The organism is Caulobacter sp. AVps18 (assembly GCF_058681425.1).
The window spans coordinates 1268836-1291772 of the sequence record NZ_CM178737.1 but is presented as its reverse complement, the minus strand read 5'-3'; the positions used below and the strand labels follow the sequence as shown (position 1 = coordinate 1291772).

20 protein-coding genes are annotated in these 22937 nt (G+C 67.8%); 11 read left to right on the top strand and 9 right to left on the bottom strand.

Annotated features, from left to right (window positions below):
* Positions 1–37: 37 nt before the first annotated feature.
* Together ACW179_RS06190 and hemC are read right to left on the bottom strand one after the other, a co-directional pair.
* Entirely contained in the window at positions 38–733 is a 696-nt protein-coding gene (locus tag ACW179_RS06190; RefSeq protein WP_492063424.1) for a uroporphyrinogen-III synthase, read from the bottom strand.
* A gap of 5 nt (positions 734–738) precedes the next feature.
* Entirely contained in the window at positions 739–1695 is a 957-nt protein-coding gene (hemC, locus tag ACW179_RS06185) for a hydroxymethylbilane synthase (RefSeq protein ID WP_492063423.1), read from the bottom strand.
* 73 nt (positions 1696–1768) lie between these two features.
* Here hemC and tsaD point away from each other — a divergent pair, with 73 nt between their 5' ends.
* From tsaD to ACW179_RS06160, 5 genes are all read left to right on the top strand, one after another.
* Entirely contained in the window at positions 1769–2857 is a 1089-nt protein-coding gene (gene tsaD, locus ACW179_RS06180; protein WP_492063422.1) for a tRNA (adenosine(37)-N6)-threonylcarbamoyltransferase complex transferase subunit TsaD, read from the top strand.
* Positions 2854–3849 carry an NAD(P)H-dependent glycerol-3-phosphate dehydrogenase gene (locus tag ACW179_RS06175; protein ID WP_492063421.1) on the top strand — a complete coding sequence of 332 codons (996 nt, stop codon included), beginning with the start codon at positions 2854–2856 and terminating at the stop codon, positions 3847–3849. The genes tsaD and ACW179_RS06175 overlap by 4 nt, the downstream gene beginning before the upstream one ends.
* Positions 3850–3874: 25 nt before the next feature.
* Complete coding sequence (locus tag ACW179_RS06170; protein WP_492063420.1) at positions 3875–4156, top strand: YciI family protein; 282 nt, start codon at positions 3875–3877, stop codon at positions 4154–4156.
* 58 nt (positions 4157–4214) lie between these two features.
* The gene (locus ACW179_RS06165; RefSeq protein WP_492063419.1) at positions 4215–4580 is read left to right on the top strand and encodes a Rieske (2Fe-2S) protein; all 366 of its coding nucleotides are present in this window, start codon (positions 4215–4217) and stop codon (positions 4578–4580) included.
* 122 nt (positions 4581–4702) lie between these two features.
* Complete coding sequence (locus ACW179_RS06160; protein ID WP_492063418.1) at positions 4703–6505, top strand: methyl-accepting chemotaxis protein; 1803 nt, start codon at positions 4703–4705, stop codon at positions 6503–6505.
* Here ACW179_RS06160 and ACW179_RS06155 read toward each other — a convergent pair.
* Complete coding sequence (locus ACW179_RS06155) at positions 6502–7254, bottom strand: creatininase family protein (RefSeq protein WP_492063417.1); 753 nt, start codon at positions 7252–7254, stop codon at positions 6502–6504. The two genes, ACW179_RS06160 and ACW179_RS06155, sit on opposite strands and share 4 nt — an antisense overlap.
* Before the next feature lie 127 nt (positions 7255–7381).
* Here ACW179_RS06155 and ACW179_RS06150 point away from each other — a divergent pair, with 127 nt between their 5' ends.
* The 6 genes from ACW179_RS06150 to ACW179_RS06125 all read left to right on the top strand — a co-directional run bounded on the left by ACW179_RS06150 (position 7382) and on the right by ACW179_RS06125 (position 16020).
* Positions 7382–8344, top strand: a complete 963-nt coding sequence (locus ACW179_RS06150) for a GAF domain-containing protein (RefSeq protein WP_492063416.1) — start codon at positions 7382–7384, stop codon at positions 8342–8344.
* 118 nt (positions 8345–8462) lie between these two features.
* On the top strand, positions 8463–9983 hold the full coding sequence (gene adh / locus ACW179_RS06145) for an aldehyde dehydrogenase (RefSeq protein WP_492063415.1): 1521 nt from the start codon (positions 8463–8465) through the stop codon (positions 9981–9983).
* 146 nt (positions 9984–10129) lie between these two features.
* Positions 10130–12070, top strand: a complete 1941-nt coding sequence (gene acs / locus ACW179_RS06140) for an acetate--CoA ligase (RefSeq protein WP_492063414.1) — start codon at positions 10130–10132, stop codon at positions 12068–12070.
* Positions 12071–12100: 30 nt separating this feature from the next.
* Positions 12101–12673 (top strand): SRPBCC family protein, encoded by a 573-nt coding sequence (locus ACW179_RS06135; protein ID WP_492063413.1) that lies wholly within the window; start codon positions 12101–12103, stop codon positions 12671–12673.
* On the top strand, positions 12670–13110 hold the full coding sequence (locus tag ACW179_RS06130; protein ID WP_492063412.1) for a thiol-disulfide oxidoreductase DCC family protein: 441 nt from the start codon (positions 12670–12672) through the stop codon (positions 13108–13110). Before ACW179_RS06135 ends, ACW179_RS06130 begins: the two co-directional genes overlap by 4 nt.
* Before the next feature lie 72 nt (positions 13111–13182).
* Positions 13183–16020: a M16 family metallopeptidase gene (locus ACW179_RS06125; RefSeq protein ID WP_492063411.1), complete on the top strand. Its 2838-nt coding sequence runs from the start codon at positions 13183–13185 to the stop codon at positions 16018–16020.
* A gap of 64 nt (positions 16021–16084) precedes the next feature.
* Here ACW179_RS06125 and mscL read toward each other — a convergent pair whose 3' ends face one another.
* From mscL to aroA, 6 genes are all read right to left on the bottom strand, one after another.
* Complete coding sequence (gene mscL, locus ACW179_RS06120; protein ID WP_492063410.1) at positions 16085–16546, bottom strand: large-conductance mechanosensitive channel protein MscL; 462 nt, start codon at positions 16544–16546, stop codon at positions 16085–16087.
* 76 nt (positions 16547–16622) lie between these two features.
* Positions 16623–16907: an integration host factor subunit beta gene (locus ACW179_RS06115; protein ID WP_492063409.1), complete on the bottom strand. Its 285-nt coding sequence runs from the start codon at positions 16905–16907 to the stop codon at positions 16623–16625.
* Between the two features lie 90 nt (positions 16908–16997).
* The gene (locus ACW179_RS06110; RefSeq protein WP_492063408.1) at positions 16998–18974 is read right to left on the bottom strand and encodes a DUF3857 domain-containing protein; all 1977 of its coding nucleotides are present in this window, start codon (positions 18972–18974) and stop codon (positions 16998–17000) included.
* A 131-nt stretch (positions 18975–19105) separates the two neighbouring features.
* Complete coding sequence (gene rpsA / locus ACW179_RS06105) at positions 19106–20818, bottom strand: 30S ribosomal protein S1 (protein WP_492063407.1); 1713 nt, start codon at positions 20816–20818, stop codon at positions 19106–19108.
* 133 nt (positions 20819–20951) lie between these two features.
* Positions 20952–21602 (bottom strand): (d)CMP kinase, encoded by a 651-nt coding sequence (cmk, locus tag ACW179_RS06100; RefSeq protein ID WP_492063406.1) that lies wholly within the window; start codon positions 21600–21602, stop codon positions 20952–20954.
* A 3-nt stretch (positions 21603–21605) separates the two neighbouring features.
* Positions 21606–22925: a 3-phosphoshikimate 1-carboxyvinyltransferase gene (aroA, locus tag ACW179_RS06095; protein ID WP_492063405.1), complete on the bottom strand. Its 1320-nt coding sequence runs from the start codon at positions 22923–22925 to the stop codon at positions 21606–21608.
* Positions 22926–22937: the final 12 nt, after the last annotated feature.

Sequence of the window (22937 nt, the reverse complement as noted above, 5' to 3'; positions counted from 1 at the left end):
TTCGTGCCCCACGCCGCACCGCTGCGCAATCTTGAAGCTATGACGCGAGCAGATCGAGCAGATCAGTTTCACGCGGGCGCGACGCAAAGGCCACAGCCCCCAACAGGCCACGGGCGACGACCGCGTCGAACACAGCAGCAACTGCCGGCGACAGACACAGCACGCGCAATCCGGGTGCCGGGCGCATCGCCAAAGCTTCAGCGAAGGCGCGGGCGGCGCGGGGCGAGTGCAGAAGCACCGCGTCCAGACCGGGCAATAGCGCCAGGGTTTCGGACGATGGCGCATGCTCGCGGGCTGCATAGACGGCCACTGAGCGAGCACTCAAACCCCGTGAAGCCAAGAGGGCCGGCAGATCCGCTGCAGGCTCGGCGGCCCCGGGACACAGAAGATCACCCGGCCACTTACGGGCCAGCAGGTCGGCCAGGGCCTCGACATCCCCGTCGGCGCTGAGCGGATCGGCAAAGCCCGCCGCCTGGGCGGCGCGGGCAGTGCTGTCGCCTACCGTGAATACGGGCAGATTGCGCGCCGGGCACAGGGCCGCGAAGGCCTCCACCCCATTGGCGCTGGTGAAGGCCAGGGCCTCGACGCCGGCCAGATCAATGTCCGGCGACAGGGCCGCAATCTCGAGCAGGGGGTCGATCAGGGCGGTGAAGCCCAGGGCCTCGACGCGACGGGCTGTGGCCGAGGCACCGGGCTGGGCGCGGGTGATCCAGACTGTCCCGCGCGAGGCCACGGGCTCTAGTCCGGCAGGATCAGGGCGTCGCCGCCCTCGAGGCGAACCTGGGCACCCAGGTTCAGGCCCAGGTCGCGGGCGGCGGTGATGTCATCTGCGCCGTCCAGCCTGATCTCGCCCTCGCGGCGGAAACGCTGGGCGCCGTCAGGTGTCAGGGCCTCGACGATCATCGTCAGGCGGTCGCCGTTGATCACGGCATGGGCCCCGACGGCGGTACGGCACGAGCCTTCCAGCGCATAGAGCGCCCCGCGCTCAGCCGCGACGGCAAGGGTAGTTGGCCGGCAGCGGACGGCCTCCAGCCAGTCGGCGTTGACGTCTTCAAGCCGGGTCTCGATGACCAGCGCGCCCTGCCCCGGGGCCGGCGGGGCCGCGACCGGATCCAGCCAGCTCTTGGGAAGATGGCCAAGGCCCAAACGGTTCAGGCCCGACTGGGCCAGCAGGATGGCGTCGGCCTCGCCCCGCTCCAGCTTGGCCAGACGCGTGTCGACATTGCCGCGCAGCATGACGATCTGCAGGTCGGGCCGCACATGCAGGGCCTGGGCCTGACGACGCAGCGAGGCCGTGCCCAGTCGCGCGCCGTGGGGCAGGTCTTCAAGCCGGTCGCAGAGGTTGCTGATAAACGCGTCGCGGGGATCTTCGCGTTCGGGCGTTGCCGCCAGGATCAGGCCGGGCGGCAGCTCGGCGGGCATGTCTTTCAGCGAATGGATGGCGCAGTCGATGCGGCCGTCCAGCAGGGCTTCCTCGATCTCTTTGGTGAAGAGGCCCTTGCCGCCGATCTCCATCAGGCGACGATCCTGGATACGGTCGCCGGTGGTGACAATGGGAATCAGCGGCGCATAGGCCTCTTCCTCGCCAGGCTTGCCACCCAGGGCGGCCGCGATCCGGGCCTGCATAAGGCCAGACTGGGCCAGGGACAGCTTGGAGCCACGGGCGCCGATGCGGATGGGAGGTTGCCGGGACACGGTCTGAACGTTACCTGCGGGGACACGATTTGAAGCCCTGCTGCTACAGGACCGGCGGAAAGCCCGCAACATAATGACCACTCTGACGATCCTTGGCCTGGAGACCAGCTGCGACGAGACTGCGGCCTCGGTCGTGCGCCGCGCGGACGACGGGACGGTCAGCGTGCTGTCCTCGATCATCGGCACGCAGTTCGAACAGCACGCCCCGTTCGGCGGGGTGGTGCCGGAAATCGCCGCCCGCGCCCATGTCGAGGCCATTGACGCCATCGCCGCCGAGGCGATGCGTGTGGCCGGGATCGGCTTTGATGCCATCGACGGCGTCGCCGCCACGGCAGGGCCGGGCCTGGTGGGCGGCGTGATGGTTGGGCTGGCTTTCGGCAAGGCCGTCGCTTTGGCTCGCGGCGTACCGCTGGTGGCGGTCAATCACCTGGAAGGCCACGCCGTTTCGGCCCGGCTGGGGGCCGACATTCCCTATCCCTTCCTGCTGCTGCTGGTCTCGGGCGGCCACTGCCAGCTGCTGGAGGTGGCCGGCGTCGGGGCCTGCACGCGCCTGGGCACCACCATCGATGACGCGGCCGGCGAGGCCTTCGACAAGATCGCCAAGTCTCTGGGCCTGCCCTATCCGGGCGGTCCGGCACTGGAAAAGCTGGCGACCACCGGCGATGCGTCCAAGTTCGAGCTGCCCCGCGCCCTGCTGGGTCGCAAGGACTGCGACTTCTCGTTCTCGGGACTGAAGACCGCCGCCGCGCGACAGGCCGAGAAGATCACGGATGAGCCGTCGCGGGCCGACCTGGCCGCCGCCGTCCAGGCCGCCATAGCCCGCCAGCTGTCGGAGCGCACTGACCGGGCGATGAAGCTTTATAGAGAGAGCCACCCAGACCAGCCCCTGCGCTTCGTGGTGGCCGGCGGGGTGGCGGCCAATGGCGCGGTCAAGGCGGCGCTGCGCAAGAACTGCGACGACAACGGCTTTTCGTTCGACGCCCCGCCCCTGGCCTATTGCACCGACAATGCGGCGATGATCGCCCTGGCCGGTGCCGAGCGGCTGGCCCTGGGCATCAGCGATGATCTCGACGCCGTCGCCCGTCCGCGCTGGCCGCTGGACGAGGCCGCAGCGTTATCCAATCCGAGCAACAGTTTCGGTCGCAAGGGAGCCAAGGCATGACCTTTAAGCACGCAGGCGTCATCGGTGCCGGCGCCTGGGGCACAGCCCTGGCCCAGGTCTGCGCCCGCGCGGGTCTGCAGGTCACCCTGCAGGCGCGCGAGACCGAGGTCGTCGAAAGCATCGCCGCAAAGCGCGAGAACAGCCTGTTTCTGCCGGGCATCGCCCTGGAGCCCGAGATCGCCGCCGTGGCCGACATGGCCGGCCTGGCCGACTGCGACCTGATCCTGGCCGTCGCGCCCGCCCAGCATCTGCGCTCGGCCCTCAAGGCCCTGGGTCCGCACCTGCGCCCCGGCGTGCCTGTGGTGCTGTGCTCAAAGGGCGTCGAGCAGGGCACCCTGAAGCTGATGACCGAGGTCGCTGCCGAGACCCTGCCGGGCGCGCCGCTGGCTGTGCTGTCAGGGCCCAGCTTCGCCGGAGAAGTGGCCCGCAGCCTGCCCACCGCCGTCACCCTGGCCTGCGAGGACGAGGCCCTGGGCCGGGCCATCGCCGGGGCCATCGCCACCCCGACCTTCCGCCCCTATCTGGCGGCCGACATGATCGGGGCCGAGGCCGGCGGCGCGGTCAAGAACGTGCTGGCCATCGCCTGCGGCATCGTCGAGGGCAAAGGTCTCGGCCGCAGCGCCCACGCCGCCTTGATCACCCGGGGCTTCGCCGAACTGACCCGCCTGGCCGTGGCCCTGGGCGCAAGGGCCGAAACGGTCGCGGGCCTGTGCGGCCTGGGCGACCTGGTGCTGACCTGCTCGAGCCCGCAATCACGCAATATGAGCGTAGGCCTGGCCCTGGGCAGCGGCATGACCCTGACCGAAGCCCTGGCCGGCAAACTGTCGGTAGCAGAAGGCGTCGCCTCGGCGCCGGCCGTGCGCGCCCTGGCCAATCGGCTCGGCGTCGAAATGCCGATCTGCCAGACCGTGGCCGCCATCCTGGCCGGCGAAGTCGAGGTCGACGCCGCCATTCTGGGCCTGCTGTCACGCCCGCTCAAATCCGAAGCCTGAATCCACACGCCAACAAGGAACGCCGATGCCCCTCTTCGCCATCACCTGCAAGGACAAGCCCGGCGCGCTGGACACCCGTCTGGCCACCCGGCCCGTCCATCTGGACTATCTGAAGGACTCGCCGGGCCTGAAGCTGGCCGGCGCCCTGCTGGGCGAAGACGGCAATCCGATCGGCTCGCTGCTGATCGTCGAGGCCGAAGATATTGCCGCTGCCCAGGCCCAGGCCGACAATGACCCCTTCACCGCCGCCGGCGTGTTCGAGAGCGTCGAGGTCCGCCCCTGGCGTCTGGCCATCGGCGCGCTCTGAGCATGGCCTGTCATCCCGGCCGTTGCACAGCCAAGAGCCGGGATGACAGGGCCTGAGCATGCGCACTGATCCCGACAATCCCGCCCGCCCCGCGCCCGGCGCGGTCCTCTGCGCCCTGGACGAGATTCCTTCGCCCGGTGCCAAGGGGTTCCGCTTCCGCCAGGACGACGCCCTGTTCGCCGGCTTCGTCGTGCGCCATGGCGAGACCATCGTGGGCTATGTCGACAGCTGCCCGCACGCCGGCTGGCCCCTGGCCGGTTTCGCCGGGCGCTATCTCACCCGCGAGAACGACCTGATCCTGTGCGGCGGCCACGCCGCCTTGTTCCGGATCGAGGACGGGGTCTGCGTGGCCGGTCCCTGCCCGGGCCAGCGCCTGACGCCGTGGCCAGTCATCGTGGACGGCGACAGCGTTCGAACCGCTTGATGTGCAACCGCACACAACCCCAGAGCGCCGCGACAATCGGTCGCTCCCCCGTGGGTAGCTCCAGGTAAACCGGCGTTAACGATGCCGCCGCCACCCTCCCGCGTCTGCTAGGGAGGGTTGTTGTGGCGTCACTCGGTCAAAAGATCATGGGCGCCAGCGCAGGAGCGGCCCTGCTGTGCGCCGCTACCGCCGGTACAGGCCTGTGGGTCGCCCTGAGCCTCGGCTCAGCCCTCGATCGCGCGGAGATCTCCACCCGCAACATGCGGCTGCACATGCATGCCGACATGATGCACGACACCCTGAAATCTGATGTCAGCCAGGCGATCATGTCCAGTGATCCCAGCCTGGGCATCAGTATCGCCGATGTCCGTGCCGCGATGGCCGAGCACGTCTCCGCCTTCAACAATTCCATCCACGAGGGCCAGGCCATCGCCCGCGACCCGGCTGTCAGGGCCGCTCTCGCCGAGGTCGATGCGCCGCTCAAGGCCTATATCGCCTCCGCCCAGGACCTGGTCGCCGTGGCCGATGCCGATCCGGTCGCCACCCGCGCCAAGCTTCCGGGCTTCATGACCCAGTTCGAGGCCCTTGAAGGGGCGATGGAGTCAGCGTCCGAAAAGATCGAGCAGGCTTCGACACGCGATGCCAGCGCCGCCGAGTCGCTGAGCCGTACCGGGCAGTACGCCATGGGAGCCCTTTTGCTCAGCGCCGCCCTGCTGGCGATAAGCCTGATGGTCGCAGCCCAGAAGGCCCTGATCTCGCCACTGAACCTGATCACCGCCTGCTTGCGCCGCCTGTCAAAGGGCGACCTGACCACCCAGATCCCGAAGAGCCGGCATGATGACGAGCTGGGCGAGATGACCGCGGCCCTGCATGCCTTCCGCGACGCCGTCGAGGCCCGCCAGAAAGAACTGGAGGCTTCGGATGTGCGTCATGCCCTGGAAGCCGAACGGGCGGCGGCCGAACAACGCCGGGATAAACAGGACGCGGCCCAGAAGATCATCGTGGGCAGTCTTGGCGAGGCCCTGGGCTGTTTGTCCGACGGCGACCTGTCGCACCGGATCGAGCAGCGCTTCCCCGAGGGGTATGAGCGCCTGCGCGATGACTACAATGCCGCCGTCGAAAAGCTGTCGCGGGTTATCGCCGCCTCGCTGGAGGCCGTCTCGATGATCCATGGCGGCACAGCCGAGATCACCGAGGCCGCCGACGACCTGTCGCGCCGCACCGAGCACCAGGCCGCCAGCCTGGAAGAGGCCGCCGCCGCCCTGGACGAGATCACCAGCACGGTCCGCCAAACCGCCGAGGGGACCACCAAGACCCGCAAGGTCGTCGAGCGGGCCCGCAGCGCGGCCGGTGCCAGCGGCGCCATCGTCGACCAGGCCGTCAGCGCCATGGGGGCGATCGAAAAGTCCTCCAGCCAGATCGGCCAGATCATCGGTGTGATCGACGAAATCGCCTTCCAGACCAACCTTTTGGCCCTGAACGCCGGCGTTGAAGCGGCGCGGGCCGGTGAGGCCGGTCGTGGCTTTGCGGTCGTCGCCCAGGAAGTGCGGGCCCTGGCTCAGCGCTCGGCCGACGCCGCCAAGGAGATCAAGACCCTGATCGCCAACAGCGCGGCCGAGGTCGGCCAGGGAGTCGAATATGTCGGCCGGGCCGGCGACGCCCTGCGCGCTATCGCCGACGAAGTGGACGAGATTGACACCCTGATCAGCGCGATGGCGGCCTCGGCGCAGGAACAGGCCCGTGGCCTGGCCGAGGTCAACACCACCATGAACCAGATGGATCAGGTGACCCAGCAGAACGCGGCCATGGTCGAGGAAACCACCGCCGCCAGTCACGCTCTGGCCCAGGAGGCTACGCGTCTGGCCGAGCGGATGGGCGAGCTGCGGATCGACCGCAACAGCCCGGCCCGGCGTCAGGCGGCTTAGGCCGGCGCCCGTTCCGCCGAGAAGGCCGTCAGGTCCTCGATCAGCGCCTTGGCCGCCAGGGCCACCAGTTCGCCGCCTTTTTCCGGGCTGGCCTGGGCCGGGTCAGACCCCATGCGGCCGTCCGCATAACGGGCCCGGAAGTCCAGGGCCTCGCGGATCGGGCCGGTGGGCGCGATCTGCGGTTCATAGGCCGCCGTCTTGATGGTTTCGGGATAGGCCCACTGGGTCACCGCAATCTCGGATGGGGTGGCATGGCTGCCGTGACCCACTGGAAACTGCCGGTTGGCCAGGGCGTTGACCCCGGCCAGGTCCCACCAGTTCTTCAGCTTCAGCGCAAACGGCGCCCGCGCGCCGCGAAAGCTGTAATCGGCATAGATCTCCGAGAACGCCGCCTCGATCGAGGCGACATTGCCGCCGTGGCCGTTGAGGAAATAGATCCGCTCAAAGCCGTGCGCGCCCAGCGAGCGCACCCAGTCGCCGATGGCGGCGATGAAGGTCGAGGGCCGCAGGAAGATGGTGCCCGGAAAGGCCAGGTGATGCTGGGCCATACCAATATTGAAGGTCGGGGCCACCAGCACGCTGTCCGATTGCTTCTGGGCCTCGTGGGCGATGATTTCCGGGCACAGCCAGTCGGTGCCGAGCAGGCCCGTCGGACCGTGCTGTTCGTTGGAACCGATGGGCACGACGACGGTCTTGCTGGTCTTCAGGAAGGTCTCGATCTCGGACCAGGTGGAAAGGGCGAGCAGCATGGAGGGCCTCCGGACAAGCAGAGCTCACGGCATAACGTGAACCCGTCCCGGGGGTAAGGGGCAGTACGTGTCTTGCTTTTGGCCCATTCCGGGTCGCAGGATGCGCCAAAATGCCGGGAGGATCCCCATGGCACCCCAGGGCCACGCCCACCGCGTGCTGGCAAGCCTCGACAGTTCGCAGGCCGCGCTGTCGACTGTCGCCGCCTCATGGCGACGCTGTGTCACTGTGCACGGCCTCGACCCCGAACGTCGGGTCTCGCCGCATGTCCTGTCAGATGCCGAGCTGGGCCAGGCCCGTGACAGCCTCGGCGTCATCCTGCCGGCCGCCCAGTCCAGCCTGGACAGCCTGTTCCGGGCCGTGGGCCATGCCGGCTGCTGCGTCCTGCTGACCGATGCCAGCGGCGCGCCGGTCGATCGCCGGGGCGGGGCGGCCGATGACGACACCTTCCGGCGCTGGGGCCTGTGGACCGGGGTAGTCTGGAGCGAGGCAAGCGAGGGCACAAACGGGGTCGGCACGTGCCTGGCCGAACAGCGCCCTCTGACCATTCATCGTGACGAGCACTTCCACACCAAGAACATCGGCCTGTCCTGCACCGTGGCCCCGATCTACGACCCTTGGGGCCAGTTGGCCGGGGCGCTGGACGTCTCGTCCTGTCGCCCGGGCCTGGGCGACATGGTGGACCTGCTGCGCTCGGCCGTGCTGGACGCGGCCCGTCGCATCGAGGCCGAGGCCTTCCGCCAGACCTTCGCCAATGCCCGGGTCATGGTGCTGGGCGAGGCCGGGGCCCGCTCGAGCACCCCGCTGGTCGCCGTCGACCGCGACGACATGGTGATCGGGGCCACCCATGCCGCCCGCAAGGTGGCCCGCCTGACCGACCAGATGATCCAGTGGGGCGCGCCCGCCGCCGACCTGCTGGCCGGTCCGGAAGGGCCGCAGGTGGTCGAGGCCGAGCGGGCGTCCCTGCGACGCGCGCTCAGCCAGGCTGGCGGCAGCGTCTCGGGCGCCGCCCGGGCCCTGGGTATCAGCCGCGCCACCCTGCACCGCAAGATGAACCGTCTGGACCTGCACCGGCCGTCGAGAGAGGCCTGAATCTGTCGCATTCCTGCGACAGGTGAGCCCGGCCCCGCGCGCCGCCCCGGCTCACAGGCCCCCGATCCGCGCCTAGCCTTTCCTTTAGAACGCCGATCACGGCGCATAGGAGGAAACCATGACCAAGCCCGAGTTCATCGACTCGCTCGCGCGTCCGCCCTTCAAGGCCCGCTACGACAACTTCATCGGCGGCCAGTGGGTAGCCCCGGCCGACGGCCGCTATTTCGACAATTCCTCGCCGATCCATGGTCGCAAGATCTGCGAGATCGCCCGCTCCCAGGCCGAGGACATCGAGCGCGCCCTTGATGCCGCCCATGCCGCCAAGGACGCCTGGGGCAAGGCCAGCGCGGCCGAGCGCTCGCTGATCCTGCTGCGCATCGCCGACCGCATGGAGGCCAATCTCGAGACCCTGGCCACGGCTGAGACCTGGGACAACGGCAAGCCGATCCGCGAGACCATGGCCGCCGACCTGCCGCTGGCCATCGACCACTTCCGCTACTTCGCCGGCTGCATCCGCAGCCAGGAAGGCTCGATCAGCGAGATCGACCACGACACCATCGCCTATCACTTCCACGAGCCGCTCGGCGTGGTCGGCCAGATCATCCCCTGGAACTTCCCGCTGCTGATGGCCTGCTGGAAGCTGGCCCCGGCAATCGCGGCCGGCAACTGCGTGGTGCTCAAGCCCGCCGAACAGACCCCGGCCAGCATCATGGTCCTGGCCGAACTGATCGGTGACCTGCTGCCGCCCGGGGTTCTGAACATCGTCAACGGCTTCGGCGTCGAGGCCGGCAAGCCGCTGGCCTCCAGCCCGCGCATCGCCAAGATCGCCTTCACCGGCGAGACCAGCACCGGCCGGCTGATCATGCAGTATGCCAGCCAGAACCTGATCCCGGTGACCCTGGAGCTGGGCGGCAAGTCGCCCAACATCTTCTTCGACGACGTGGCCCGCGAGGACGACGACTATTTCGACAAGGCCCTGGAGGGCTTCACCATGTTCGCCCTCAATCAGGGCGAGGTCTGCACCTGCCCTAGCCGGGCGCTGGTCCAGGAGTCGATCTATGAGCGGTTCATGGAGCGGGCGCTGAAGCGGGTGAACGCCGTCGTGCAGGGCAGCCCGCTGGATCCGGCCACCATGATCGGGGCCCAGGCCTCCGAAGAGCAGATGAACAAGATCCTCGGCTATATGGACGTCGGCCGTGACGAGGGGGCCAGGCTGCTGGCCGGCGGCAAGCGCAAGATCCTGCCGGGCCTGCTGGCCGACGGCTACTATGTCGAGCCGACGGTGTTCGAGGGTCACAACAAGATGCGGATCTTCCAGGAGGAGATCTTCGGCCCGGTCCTGGCCGTGACCACCTTCAAGGACGAGGCCGAGGCGATGGAAATCGCCAATGACACCGCCTTTGGTCTCGGGGCCGGGGTCTGGAGCCGCGACGCCAACCGCTGCTACCGCTTCGGCCGCGGCATCCAGGCCGGCCGGGTCTGGACCAACTGCTACCACGCCTATCCCGCCCACGCGGCTTTCGGCGGCTACAAGCAGTCGGGCGTCGGCCGCGAGACCCACAAGATGATGCTCGACCACTACCAGCAGACCAAGAACATGCTGGTCAGCTACAGCCCCAAGGCTGTCGGCTTCTTCTGACGACGACAGGCTCGCTCCGCCCCAGGCCGGAGCGAGCCTTTTTCGAAGCTCTGCCCGAAACGCCGACGAGAAAGATCAGGGGTCTTCTTGCGCCGTGCGTTGAGCTTCGCCTATCTCAACGACAAGAACCAAAGGGAGTAGACGGCGTGAGCGAAGGACAGGTTTTCCCGGTTCCAGAAGCCCTGGCGCGCGAGGCGCATATCGACGCCGCCGCCTATGACGCCGCTGTCGCCCGCATCGAGGCCGACCCAGAAGGCTACTGGCGCGACATCGCCGCCCGGCTGGAGTGGATCAAGGCCCCCACCGAGATCAAGGACGTCTCGTTCAACAAGGACGATTTCCGCATCCGCTGGTACGCCGACGGGGTGCTGAACGTCAGCGCCAACTGCATCGACCGTCACCTGCCGCACAAGAAGGACGAGGTGGCCCTGGTGTTCGAAGGCGACGAGCCCGGCACCTCGGAAACCCTGACCTACGGCCAGCTGTACGAGGAGGTTTGCCGCATGGCCAACGTCCTGAAGGTGCAGGGCGTCCGCAAGGGTGACCGGGTGACGATCTATCTGCCGATGATCCCGCTGGCCGCCGTGGCCATGCTGGCCTGCGCCCGTATCGGGGCGGTGCATTCGGTGGTGTTCGGCGGCTTCTCGCCCGACAGCATCGCCGGCCGCATCCAGGACTGCGCCTCGCACTTCGTGATCACCGCCGACGAGGGAAAGCGCGGCGGCAAGCGCGTGCCGCTGAAGGCCAATGTCGACGAGGCCCTGAAGCACTGCCCGTGGGTGGGCAAGGTGCTGATGATCCGTTGGACCGGGGCCGATGTGCCCATCGTCAAGAACCGCGACATCGTCTGGCAGGACGTCCGCGACGCCGTGGCCCCCGACTGCCCGCCCGAGCCGATGAACGCCGAAGATCCGCTGTTCATCCTCTATACCTCGGGCTCGACCGGCAAGCCCAAGGGCGTGCTGCACACCACCGGCGGCTACCTGGCCTGGGCCTCGTGGACCTTCTGGGCGGTATTTGATTACAAACCCGGCGAGGTCTTCTGGTGCACCGCAGATGTCGGCTGGGTCACCGGCCACTCCTATGTCGTCTATGGCCCGCTGGCCAATGGCGGCACCAGCCTGATCTTTGAAGGCGTGCCCAACTATCCGACCCCCAGCCGCTTCTGGGAGGTGATCGACAAGCACCAGGTCAACATCTTCTATACCGCCCCCACGGCCCTGCGGGCCCTGATGCGCGAGGGTGACGAGCACGTCACCAAGAACGACCTGTCCAGCCTGCGCCTGCTCGGCAGCGTCGGTGAGCCGATCAATCCGGAAGCCTGGCTCTGGTACCACCGCGTGGTCGGCAAGGCGAAACTGCCGATCGTCGACACCTGGTGGCAGACCGAGACCGGCGGCATGCTGATCACCCCCCTGCCCGGGGCCACGGCCCTGAAGCCGGGCTCGGCGTCCAAGCCGCTACCCGGCGTCAAGCCGCAGCTGGTCGACGCCGAGGGCCAGGTCCTGGACGGTGCCACCGAGGGCAATCTGGTGATCACCGACAGCTGGCCCGGCCAGATGCGGACGGTCTATGGCGACCACCAGCGTTTCTTCGAGACCTATTTCTCGACCTATCCCGGCAAGTACTTCACCGGTGACGGCTGCCGCCGCGACGCCGACGGCTATTACTGGATCACCGGCCGGGTGGACGACGTGATCAATGTCTCGGGCCACCGCCTGGGCACGGCCGAGATCGAGAGCGCCCTTGTCGCCCACGAAACCGTCGCCGAGGCGGCCGTGGTCGGCTACCCGCACGACATCAAGGGCCAGGGCGTCTATGCCTATGTGACCCTCAATGCCGACCAGACCCCCAGCGACGAGCTGCGCAAGGCCCTAGTGCTGTGGGTTCGTCACGAGATCGGCCCCTTCGCCGCGCCGGACGTCATCCAGTTCGCCCCCGGCCTGCCCAAGACCCGCTCGGGCAAGATCATGCGCCGCATCCTGCGCAAGATCGCCGAGAACGAACTCTCCAGCCTGGGTGACACCTCGACCCTGGCCGATCCGTCAGTGGTCGATGATCTGGTTAAAAATAGAGCGGGGGCCTAACCGAAACCTCGCCGGCGCGTTAGCCTCAGCATGATGCGCCGGCTCGCCCCTCTTTTCGTCCTGCTCGCCCTGGCGGGACCGGCCCTGGCCGAGGCCGGCTGGGCCGACCGCCTGCGCGCAGGCGAGATCCCCATCGAGGCCCATGCCGACATGCAGGGGCGCGGCATGGTCAAGGCGGCCATCGACATCGCCGCCCCGCCGGCCGTCGTCTGGCGCACCATCCTCGATTGCGAGCGCGCCGCCCGCATGACGCCCGGCGTCAAGCGCTGCCGAGTGATCTCGCGCGCGCCTGACGGCCGCTCTGAACTGCGCGAGCATCTGGTCAAGTGGAGCTTCTTCCTGCCCAGCCTGCACTCGACCTCGCGAGTGGAGTACGACCCCCAGCGCTCCATCCGGTTCACCTGCGTCGGCGGCGATATCCGGGCGTGCGAGGGGAGCTGGACACTGGAACCGATCCAGGGCGGGAGCGGCACACGGGTCACCTACCAGATGTCGGCGGCCGCGCCGTTTGCCGTGCCGACCGCCGTGCTCAGCGGCCTGATGCGCCGCGACGTGCCCGATGCCTTGCGGGCTCTGCGCCGCGAGTGCATGACGCCCGGATGACCTCACAGACTCCCGACCCTCTGGACGCGCTGTGGCTGTTCGACGGCGTCTGCAATTTCTGTTCGGGCTCAGTGGCCCTGGTGTTGAAGCTGGACCGCGAGGGCGTGGTGCACTTCACCCCGATCCAGTCGCCCTATGGCCGCCAGCTGGCCGCCGCCCACGGCATCGACCCCGAGGATCCGGCCAGCTTCGTGTTCTTCGACCGGGGAACACCGATGGAGAAGACTGCGGCCATCGGCGCCCTGCTGCGCCGGCTAAACGCCCCCTGGCGCTGGCTGGCCTTCATCGACCACCTGCCGCGCCGCCCGATGGACGCCGCTTATGACTGGATCGCCGCCAACCGCTACCGCCTGATGGGCAAGAAGGCGGTCTGTATGGTTCCCACCCCTGCCGTACGCGCCCGCTTCATCCTCGAGCCGCCGGGCGACCGTTCATGACAGGACGGTAAGGTTTCGCTTCTCCACGGCGGTGCTAGGGTCGCGGCCATCGCGTTGCCTGGAGCTTTCCGCATGATCCGTCCCGCCGCCAAGGCTGCCCTTGTGGCGCTGGCCCTCTCGACCACCGCTCTCTCGCCCATGGCCTTCGCGGCACCCGCTGCCGGCGCGTCGGTGGCGGTCCCGCCGATCGTCTACAAGGAACGCATTCTGGCCAATGGCCTGAAGGTGTTCACAGCCCGCGACACCACCACGCCCAACGTCTCGGTCCAGGTCTGGTACGGCGTCGGCTCCAAGGACGACCCCGAGGGCCGCTCGGGCTTTGCGCACCTGTTCGAACACATGATGTTCAAGGCCACGCGCAACATGCCCAACGAGACGCTGGACCGGCTGACCGAGGATGTGGGCGGCTTCAACAACGCCTCCACCTATGACGACTTCACCAACTATTTCGAGGTGGTCCCGGCCAACCATCTGGAGCGCCTGATCTGGGCTGAGGCCGATCGCATGGGCTCGCTGGTCATTGACGAGGCGGCCTTCAATTCCGAACGCGACGTGGTCAAGGAAGAGCTTCGCCAGCGGATCCTGGCCGACCCCTATGGCCGCTTTTTCGGCCTCTATGTGCCGCAGCAGTCGTTCACGACCCATCCCTACAAGCGCCCGGGCATCGGTTCGATCGAAGAGCTGGACGCCGCCACGGTCGACGACGTGCGCGCCTTCCATGCCACCTATTATCGGCCCGACAACGCCGCCCTGATCGTGGCCGGCAATTTCGACGAGGCCCAGCTGGCGGCCCTGACCGACAAATACTTCGGCCCGCTGAAAGCTCCCGCGACGCCCCTGCCCAAGGTCACGGTGGTCGAACCGCCGCGCACCGGACCAAAGACCGTCAACACCTATGGCCCCAATGTGCCGCTGCCGGCCCTGGCGATCACCTGGCTGGCCCCGGCCGCGTCCGACAAGGACGCCCCGGCCCTGACCGTGCTGGACGCCATCCTGACGGCCGGCAAGTCTTCGCGCCTGTATGACAGCCTGGTCTATGAGCAGAAGATCGCCCAATCGACCTTCTCGTCGGGCCCCACCAACGCCCAGCCGGGCCTCTTCTATGTCGGTGCCGTGATGGCGGGCGGCAAGACGGTTGAGCAGGGCGAAGCGGCCCTGCTGGCCCAGGTGGCGCGCCTGCGCGACGCCCCGCCGACCCAGGCCGAGCTGGCCGAGGCCAAGACCGGCCTGCTGGCCGACGCCGTGCGCCGCCGTGAAGAGATCGATGGTCGCGCCTTCGCCATCGGCTATGCCCTGCTGACCGACGGCGACGCGGCCCGCGCCAACACCAACCTGGCGGAGCTTCAGGCAGTGACCGCCGCCGACGTGCAGCGCGTTGCGAAAAAATGGCTGGCCGACAATCGCCGGACCGCCATCCGCTACCTGCCCGAAAGCGCTCGTCCGGCCGGCGAGAAGGACAACACCCCCCTGCCGCCCAAGGTGGCCTCGGTGAAGTTCGACGGCGTGGTCGTCACGCTGGCCCCTGAAGGCGAGCGTCAGCCGATTCCGGCGATCGCAGCCCCCGTCGCCGCCGTCATGCCCTCGCCGGTGGAAAAGACCCTGGCCAACGGCCTGCGGGTGATCGTCGCCCGCTCCAGCGACCTGCCGCTGATCACCGCCGACCTGACCGTGCGTGGCGGCGCCAGTTCCGATCCAGCCGGCCTGGCCGGGACCTCCAGCCTGACCGCCGACCTTCTGACAGAGGGTACCAAGACCCGCGGCGCCGTCGACATCGCCCGCCAGACCGAAGCCCTGGGCGCCAATCTGGCGGCCGGTTCGGGCTGGGAGGCCTCCTCCCTGACCCTGAACGTCACCGCTGACAAGGCGGCACCCGCCATGGCCATCATGGCCGACGTGGCCCAGAACCCTGCTTTCAAGACCGAGGAACTGGACCGTGTGCGGGCCGAGACCCTGGATGGACTGTCGGTGGCCTATCAGCGTCCGGGCAGCCTGGCGGCCTATGCCACCGCCCCGGTGCTCTATGCCGGCTCAGCCTATGGCCATGTGGCCGGCGGCACCCCCGGCTCCTTGACCAAGATCAAGCGCGAGGACCTGGTCAAGCTGCACGCCGCCGCCTGGCGTCCCGACAATGCCGTTCTGGTCCTGACCGGAAACCTGACGCCAGAGGCGGGCTTTGCCCTCGCGCAAAGCGCCTTTGGCGGCTGGAAGAAACCCGCAACGCCGCCGCCGGCCGCAACCGCCGCGCCCAAGGACTACAAGCCCCGCAATGTGGTCATCGACCTGCCGGGCACGGGCCAGGCGGCCGTGACCCTGGCCAAGCCGGCCATCACCCGCGCCGATCCCAGCTACTATTCGGGCCTGGTGACCAATGCCGTGCTGGGCGTGGGCTATTCTTCGCGCCTGAACCAGGAAATCCGCATCAAGCGCGGCCTGTCCTATGGTGCGAGCTCCAGCCTGACCCCGCAGGGCGCCTTCGGTGGCTTCTCGGCCCGGGTGCAGACCAAGAACCCGTCGGCCGCCGAGGTGATCAGCCTTTTGCGCTCTGAACTGACCCGCCTGGCGGCCGAGCCTGCCTCAGCCGCCGAACTGACGGCCCGAAAGTCGGTGCTGGTCGGCGGCTTTGGCCGCGACCTGGGCACCTCCAGCGGCCTGGCAGACGTGCTGGGCAATCTGGCGATCTATGGCGTGCCGCTGACCGAGATCCAGAGCTATGCGTCCAAGGTCGAGGCGGTCAGCGCCGCAGACGTCCAGACCTTCGCCAAGACCTATCTGGACCCGACCCAGGCCAGCGTTATCGTGGCCGGTGACGCCAAGGCGATGGGCGAAGCCCTGGCCAAGGTCCTGCCGGGCGTATCGGTGATCCCCGCCGCCAAGCTGGACCTCGACAGCCCGACCCTGACGGGGGAATAAAACGTCAATCTTTTCCTCCCGGCTCGGCGCGCTTCACGCTCAGCCGGGAGGAAGAGTTTCAGCTTCAGGCCTCGGGCTTCGGCTTCGCCGGAGTCTTCGCAGCAGCCTTGGGCGCTGCGGCCAGCAGGTCGCGGATCTCGGTCAACAGGGTTTCCTGCGGCGTCGGAGCCGCCGGGGCCTCGGGCGCGGGTTCGGCGGCATCGGCGCGGCGAATGCCGTTGACCACCTTGACCAGAAGGAACACCACCGCCGCCACGATCACGAACTGGATCAGGGTGTTGATGAAGGCGCCGTACTGGATGGCCACCTTTTCAACCGCCTCGGTGGCGGGATTTTCGGGCTTGAGCACCCATTCCAGCTTGGAAAAGTCGAGCCCGCCGGTCAGCAGGCCGATGGGGGGCATGATCACCTGGTCGACCAGGCTCTTGACGATGCCGTTGAAGGCCGCGCCGATGATCACGCCCACGGCGAGGTCGATCACATTGCCGCGCGCGATGAACTCGCGAAATTCCTTGATAATGCTCATAATGGGGCTCCTCGGCGCCAGGACTGACGGCGCAGAGGTGAAGGCGTTCGCCTGTGCCGGTCAAGACCGGCTACGCTTACTCGTCGGCGTTGAGGCGGGCGCGCAGTTCCTTGCCGCTCTTGAAAAACGGCACGTGCTTGGCGCGAACATCGACGGTTTCGCCGGTGCGCGGATTGCGGCCTGAGCGCGCCGGGCGTGAGCGCACTGACAGGGCACCGAAGCCCCGGAGCTCGACGCGACCGCCATCTTCGAGGGCGCCGATCATGCGCTCCAGGATGACACTGACCACGCGCTCGACGTCCTTCTGCGTCAGGTGCGGATTTTCATTCGCGAGCCTGGCGATGAGTTCAGACTTGATCATCGATATCCCCGGCGCCGTGGGAGGAACTGGCGCGATCGGACCTTTGCCCAACGAGGCTTGAGTCTTCAAGAGGCCGATTGCGATTCAATTTCAGACCCCTTTTGGCGCGCGCACGATCTGAGCCTCGCCCGCTAACCGTCTAAGGGTCTTGTTTGCCTCTTCAGCGTCAGAAAAGGGAATTTCTTGCGCCATGCTGCGCGTACTGCGGTCGAACCGCGCCACGCCATCGACGATTCCGCTCGAATGGCGAACTTGCGCTCCGGCGATCATCGACTCCAGATTTGGTCCCTTCACGACATATCCCGCGCCCTTGGCGGGCAGCACGACCTCGGTGATGGTGTGGGTGAAGCTTGGAAAATTGATGACGAAGGGCGCGTCGCTGTTGGGGCCGGGCTCCCGTCGCGGGAAGGTCGTGACCTTGCCGTCGCCCGAACCGGGCAAGCGAAACTCGCGAACGCCCAGGTCGTCGTTCATCCGCCAGTCCAGATCAGCCTGACCTTCGAGCGTGACCGTGACATCGCCGTCCGCGGCGACCTTCCAGTCGATGCGGTCGAAATTGATCCAGCTCATCGAGCTGGACAGGCTCTGCTTGAGACTACGTTCCAGGTCCGCCTTGGGCGTGCTCTCGATCGACCGCGCCAGGCTTCGCGCCGAGTCTTTGCGCATCAGCAAGGTCAGGGTAGCGGCGGCAGGCTTGTCGAGGCCGGCCGAAGCGTCCAGTCGCAGGGTCATTTCGCGATTGGCCTTGGCCAGCGGCTCCTGAACGATCGGCTCCAGCGTCGCGCCGGTCTCGCGGACCGGCAGGCCCCAGCGGAAGGGCGGCGGCTCGAGATCATCCAGAACGCCCTTATCGCCGCTGCGGGTGCCGTCCAGCCAATAGGCCTTGCCGGCGATGCGGGCGCGGACCAGCACGTGGTTGAACTGGGCGGCGGCCGGCACGCGCTGATCCAGGCCGTCGGCACCGGGGCCGGCCATCACCAGGACCGGCTCGGCCTCGATGCCCAGCTCCCGCAACAGGGCCAGCAGCAGGACCGTCTTGCCCTTGCAGTCGCCGAAACGCCGCGACCAGGTCTCGTCGGCCGGAGCGGGCTTGTAGCCGCCGTCGCCCATGCCCAGGAACAGGTAACGGGTCTTGTCCTCGACCAGCCGCAGGGCCGCGAACGCCCGGACCTTGGGATCGGTCGAGGCGGCGGCGATCGCGGCGGCCTCGGCGCGGATCGGCGAGTCGGGGGCCAGGGTCGCGCCCTTGGCATAGAGCGGCGCCATGCGCGCCGAGACGTCGTCCCAGCCGCGATAGGTGGTGGCCTGCAGCTCGCCCAGGCGCTGGAAGCGGACCGGGGCGCCGACCGGCGGCTTGGGCGTCGATACGCCCGAGACGTCGACCAGCAGTTCGTTGATCTTGCCGCTCTTGCTGATCTTCGGCTCGGGAAAGCCCGTCGAGGCCTTCCAGGCCAGGGGCACGTTCTCGTCCCACAGCAGGCGCGAGCGATAGCGGCCGATCTTGCCCGCCCAGCCCATGCGCTCGAAATCGCTGGTGCGGCCGCCGACCACCGGGTCGCGGCGTTCCTGGGTGTAGGACCAGTCGATCAGGTCGCCAACCTGCAGGTCCTTGATCTGGATGCTGGCGCTCATGCGCCCGTCCAGCATGGCCCGTTCCATGTTCTTCTCGCGGCGCAGGACCAGCACGTCCTTGCCGCCCTGCAGCACATCGATGCGTTGACCGCTTCGAACGATCGCCAAGGCGTGGATCGTGACCCGCTCGCGAAGGGGGTCCCAGGTCAGGGTGCGCGAGCCGGCGTTGGCCAGGCCCTCGGTCTTCACCACCCGAGCCACGCGGCGATTGTAGTTGGCCGAGCCGTCGGCCTCGTGCAGCGACTGGTTGTCGTCGAGCAAGGCCTGGATGGCCGGGGCCTGCGGATCATCGGGGACGACCGGAATCTCGGCGACCTGCACCCACTTGGCCGGCGGTGCGTAACGGGGCTTTTCGTCGGCCCGGGCGGCGATGGGAGCGGCCAGGGCTAGCGCCATCACCGGGATCGCGACGAGAGCCGCCAAAGTCTTGAACACCACGCACCCCCCAACGCCGAACCCAGGCGTCACAACCTAAGGACGTCAGCAAAGCGTTCAACCGAAAAAGAAAACGGCGGCCGGGTTTCCCCGGCCGCCGCTGACTTCAATCTCTCAAGTGAGAGCGAAGACTATTCCTTCGGGGTGGCCCGCTCGCGCAGGGCGGCACCCAGAATGTCGCCCAGCGAAGCGCCGGAGTCCGACGAGCCGAACTGCTCGATGGCTTCCTTCTCTTCGGCCATTTCCAGCGACTTGATCGACATCGAAACGCGGCGAGCCGCCTTGTCGATGTTGGTGATCTGGGCGTCGATGCGGTCGTTGACGGCGAAGCGTTCCGGACGTTGCTCTTGACGATCGCGCGACAGGTCCGACTTGCGGATGAAGGCGGTCATCAGGGCGTCGTCTTCACCGAAGCGAACTTCGATGCCGCCGGTGGTCACTTCGGTCACGGTCACGGTGACGGTCTGACCCTTGCGATAGGTGTCGCCCGACATCGGATCGCCGCCCAGCTGCTTGATGCCCAGCGAGATGCGTTCCTTCTCGACGTCAACGTCGAGAACCTTCGCCTTGACCATGTCGCCCTTCTTGTAGCGAGCCATGGCTTCTTCGCCCGACGCGCTCCAGTCGATGTCCGACAGGTGCACCATGCCGTCGATGTCGTTGTCGAGGCCGATGAACAGACCAAACTCGGTCGCGTTCTTGACTTCGCCTTCGACGGTCGAGCCGACCGGGTGGGTTTCGAGGAACGAATCCCACGGGTTGGCCAGAGCCTGCTTCAGGCCCAGCGACACGCGACGCTTGGACGGATCGACGTCCAGCACGACCACGTCGACTTCTTGCGAGGTCGAGACGATCTTGCCGGGGTGGACGTTCTTCTTGGTCCAGGACATTTCCGAGACGTGGACCAGGCCTTCAACGCCGGCTTCCAGCTCAACAAACGCGCCATAGTCGGTGATGTTGGTGATGCGGCCCGTGAACTTGGCGCCGACCGGGTACTTGGCTTCGACACCATCCCACGGATCCGACTGCAGCTGCTTCATGCCGAGGCTGATGCGCTGGGTGTCCGGGTTGATCTTGACGATCTGGACCTTGACGGTGTCGCCAACGGCCAGGACTTGCGACGGGTGGTTGACGCGCTTCCAGCTCATGTCGGTGACGTGCAGCAGGCCATCGATGCCGCCCAGGTCAACGAACGCACCATAGTCGGTGATGTTCTTGACGACGCCTTCGCGGATTTCACCCTCTTGCAGCTGCGACACCAGTTCGGTGCGCTGCTCGGCGCGGGCTTCTTCCAGGATGGCGCGACGCGAGACGACGATGTTGCCGCGCGGACGGTCCATCTTGAGGATGGCGAAGGGCTGTTCCTTGCCCATGAGCGGGCCGACGTCGCGCACGGGGCGGATGTCGACCTGCGAACCGGGCAGGAACGCCGAGGCGCCGCCCAGGTCGACGGTGAAGCCGCCCTTGACGCGACCGACGATGGCGCCGAGCACCGGAACGTTCTGGGCGTAAACGCCTTCCAGACGGGTCCAGGCTTCTTCGCGCTTGGCCTTTTCGCGGCTGATGACCGCTTCGCCCAGGGCGTTTTCGAGGCGCTCCAGGAAGACTTCGACGTGGTCGCCGACCTTGATGGTGGGCTTGCCGGCGTCATCAACGCCGAATTCCTTCTGGGGAACGCGACCTTCGGTCTTCAGACCGACGTCGATGATCGCGAAGTCCTTTTCAATCCCGACAACGATGCCCTTGACGACGGTGCCTTCGGCAAAGTCGCGGCCGCCCATGGAATCGTTCAGCAGCGCTTCGAAATCGTCGCGCGTCGGGTTGAAGCTCATATCGTCAGCCATGCTGATGTTTAGTCTCGTGTTGAGGGAGGCCCCATTGGTGAAGGCCGTCGGATGACGGTTCTGGGGATTCCGGGTTGGGTGATTTTTGATGCGATCCGCAGCTTCCTAAGCGGCGGCGAGGCGGGCGGTTGGATTAGCCCGGGAGGTTTCCCGACCGGGCGCGCGCCGTCTCGACAATGCGGCGGGCCGCATCGAAGGCCTGCTCTATAGTCATTTCCGACGTATCGAGCAAGACGGCGTCGTGCGCCTGGGTCATGGGCGCGCTGGCCCGGCCGCCGTCGCGTTCGTCGCGCCTGCGGATGTCGGCCAGCACGTCTTCGAAGGCTACGCTTTCGCCCTGTCCCGACAGTTGTTTCCAGCGGCGCTCGGCGCGGATTTCGGGGCTGGCGGTGACGTAGAGCTTGGCCGGTGCCTCTGGGGCGATGACGGTGCCGATGTCGCGGCCGTCGATCACGCTGCCGGGCTCGCGCATCGTGAAGTCCCGCTGCAGCGTGAACAGGGCGGCGCGCACGCCGGGATGCACCGCCACCCGGCTGGCGGCCTCACCGGCGACGCGGGTGCGCACCTGGGCGCTTTCCAGCTCGGCCAGATCCAGGCCCCTGGCTGCAGCCTCGGCGGCGACCGGGTCGTCCAGATCACCGCCGGCCGTCAGCAGGCGCACCCCGACGGCGCGATACAGCAGGCCGGTGTCCAGCATGGCGTAGCCGTAGAGCGACGCCAGCCGGCTGGCGACCGTACCCTTGCCCGAGGCGGCCGGACCGTCGACGGCGATCACGAACGGCACGGCCTAGGCTTCCGACAGATCGGCGCCGAGGCCACGCATCAGGTCGGCAAAGCCGGGGAAACTCGTGGCGATCATGCCCGGCTCGTCGACAGCCACGCCCTGCTGGGCGGCCATGCCGAGGATCAGGTGGCTCATGGCGATGCGGTGATCGCCGTGGGTGGTCACCGTGCCGCCGCCGCGCGGGGCCTGGCCCGTTCCGGTGACGATGAAACCCTCTGGTTCTTCGACCACCTGGACACCGCACGCGATCAGGCCGTTGGCGGTCAGGCTGATGCGGTCGCTTTCCTTGACCCGCATCTCGCCCACGCCACGCATCACCGTCTCGCCGTCGGCGAAGGCCGCCGCGATGGCCAGGATGGGATACTCATCAATCATCGAGGGCGCGCGTTCCGGCGGCACCACGACGCCCTTGAGCTGCGAATAGCGGGCGGTGATGTCGCCGACCTCCTCGCCGCTGGCCATGCGGACGTTCGAGATCACCAGATCGGCGCCCATCTCCTGCAGGGTCGTGAACAGGCCGGTGCGCAGTTCATTGAGCATCACGCCCTCGACCGTGACGTCCGAGCCCGGCACGATCAGCCCGGCCACCAGCGGAAAGGCCGCCGAAGACGGATCACCGGGCACCGCCACATGGGTTCCACTCAGCTTCTGGCCCTCGGGCAGACGGATGTGGCGTACGCCGTCCTGGTCCTCGACGATCACTTCGGCGCCGAAGCCGCGCAGCATGCGCTCGGTATGGTCGCGGGTGGCTTCCGGCTCGATCACCTCGACGCCGCCCTCGGCATGCAGGCCGGCCAGCAGCACGGCTGATTTCACCTGGGCCGAGGCCATGGGCAGACGGTAGCTCATGCCGCGCAGGTTGCCGCCCTTGAGGGTCAGCGGCAGCCGCCCCTTGTCGCGACCCAGCCAGGTTGCGCCCATGCGGGCCAGAGGATCCAGCACCCGGCCCATCGGCCGACCGCGCAGCGAGGCGTCGCCGGTGAAGGTGGCGCAAAGGGCAAATCCGGCCGCCGCGCCCATGATCAGACGCACGCCCGTGCCGGCATTGCCGCAGTCGATGACGTCCGACGGCTCGGAGAAACCGCCGTTGCCTTCGATGCGCCAGCGACCGCCACCCTCCTGCTCGATACGCGCGCCGAAGGCCTGCATGGCCCGGGCCGTGGCCAGAACGTCGTCGCCCTCGAGTAGCCCCTCGACCGTCGTCGTCCCGGTCGCCAGGGCGCCCAGGATCATCGAGCGATGGGAAATCGACTTGTCGCCCGGCGCCCTCACGGTCCCGCGAAGGGCTCCGCTGGGTCCGCTTTTCAGTCCAGCCGCCGTCATGCCGTAACCGGC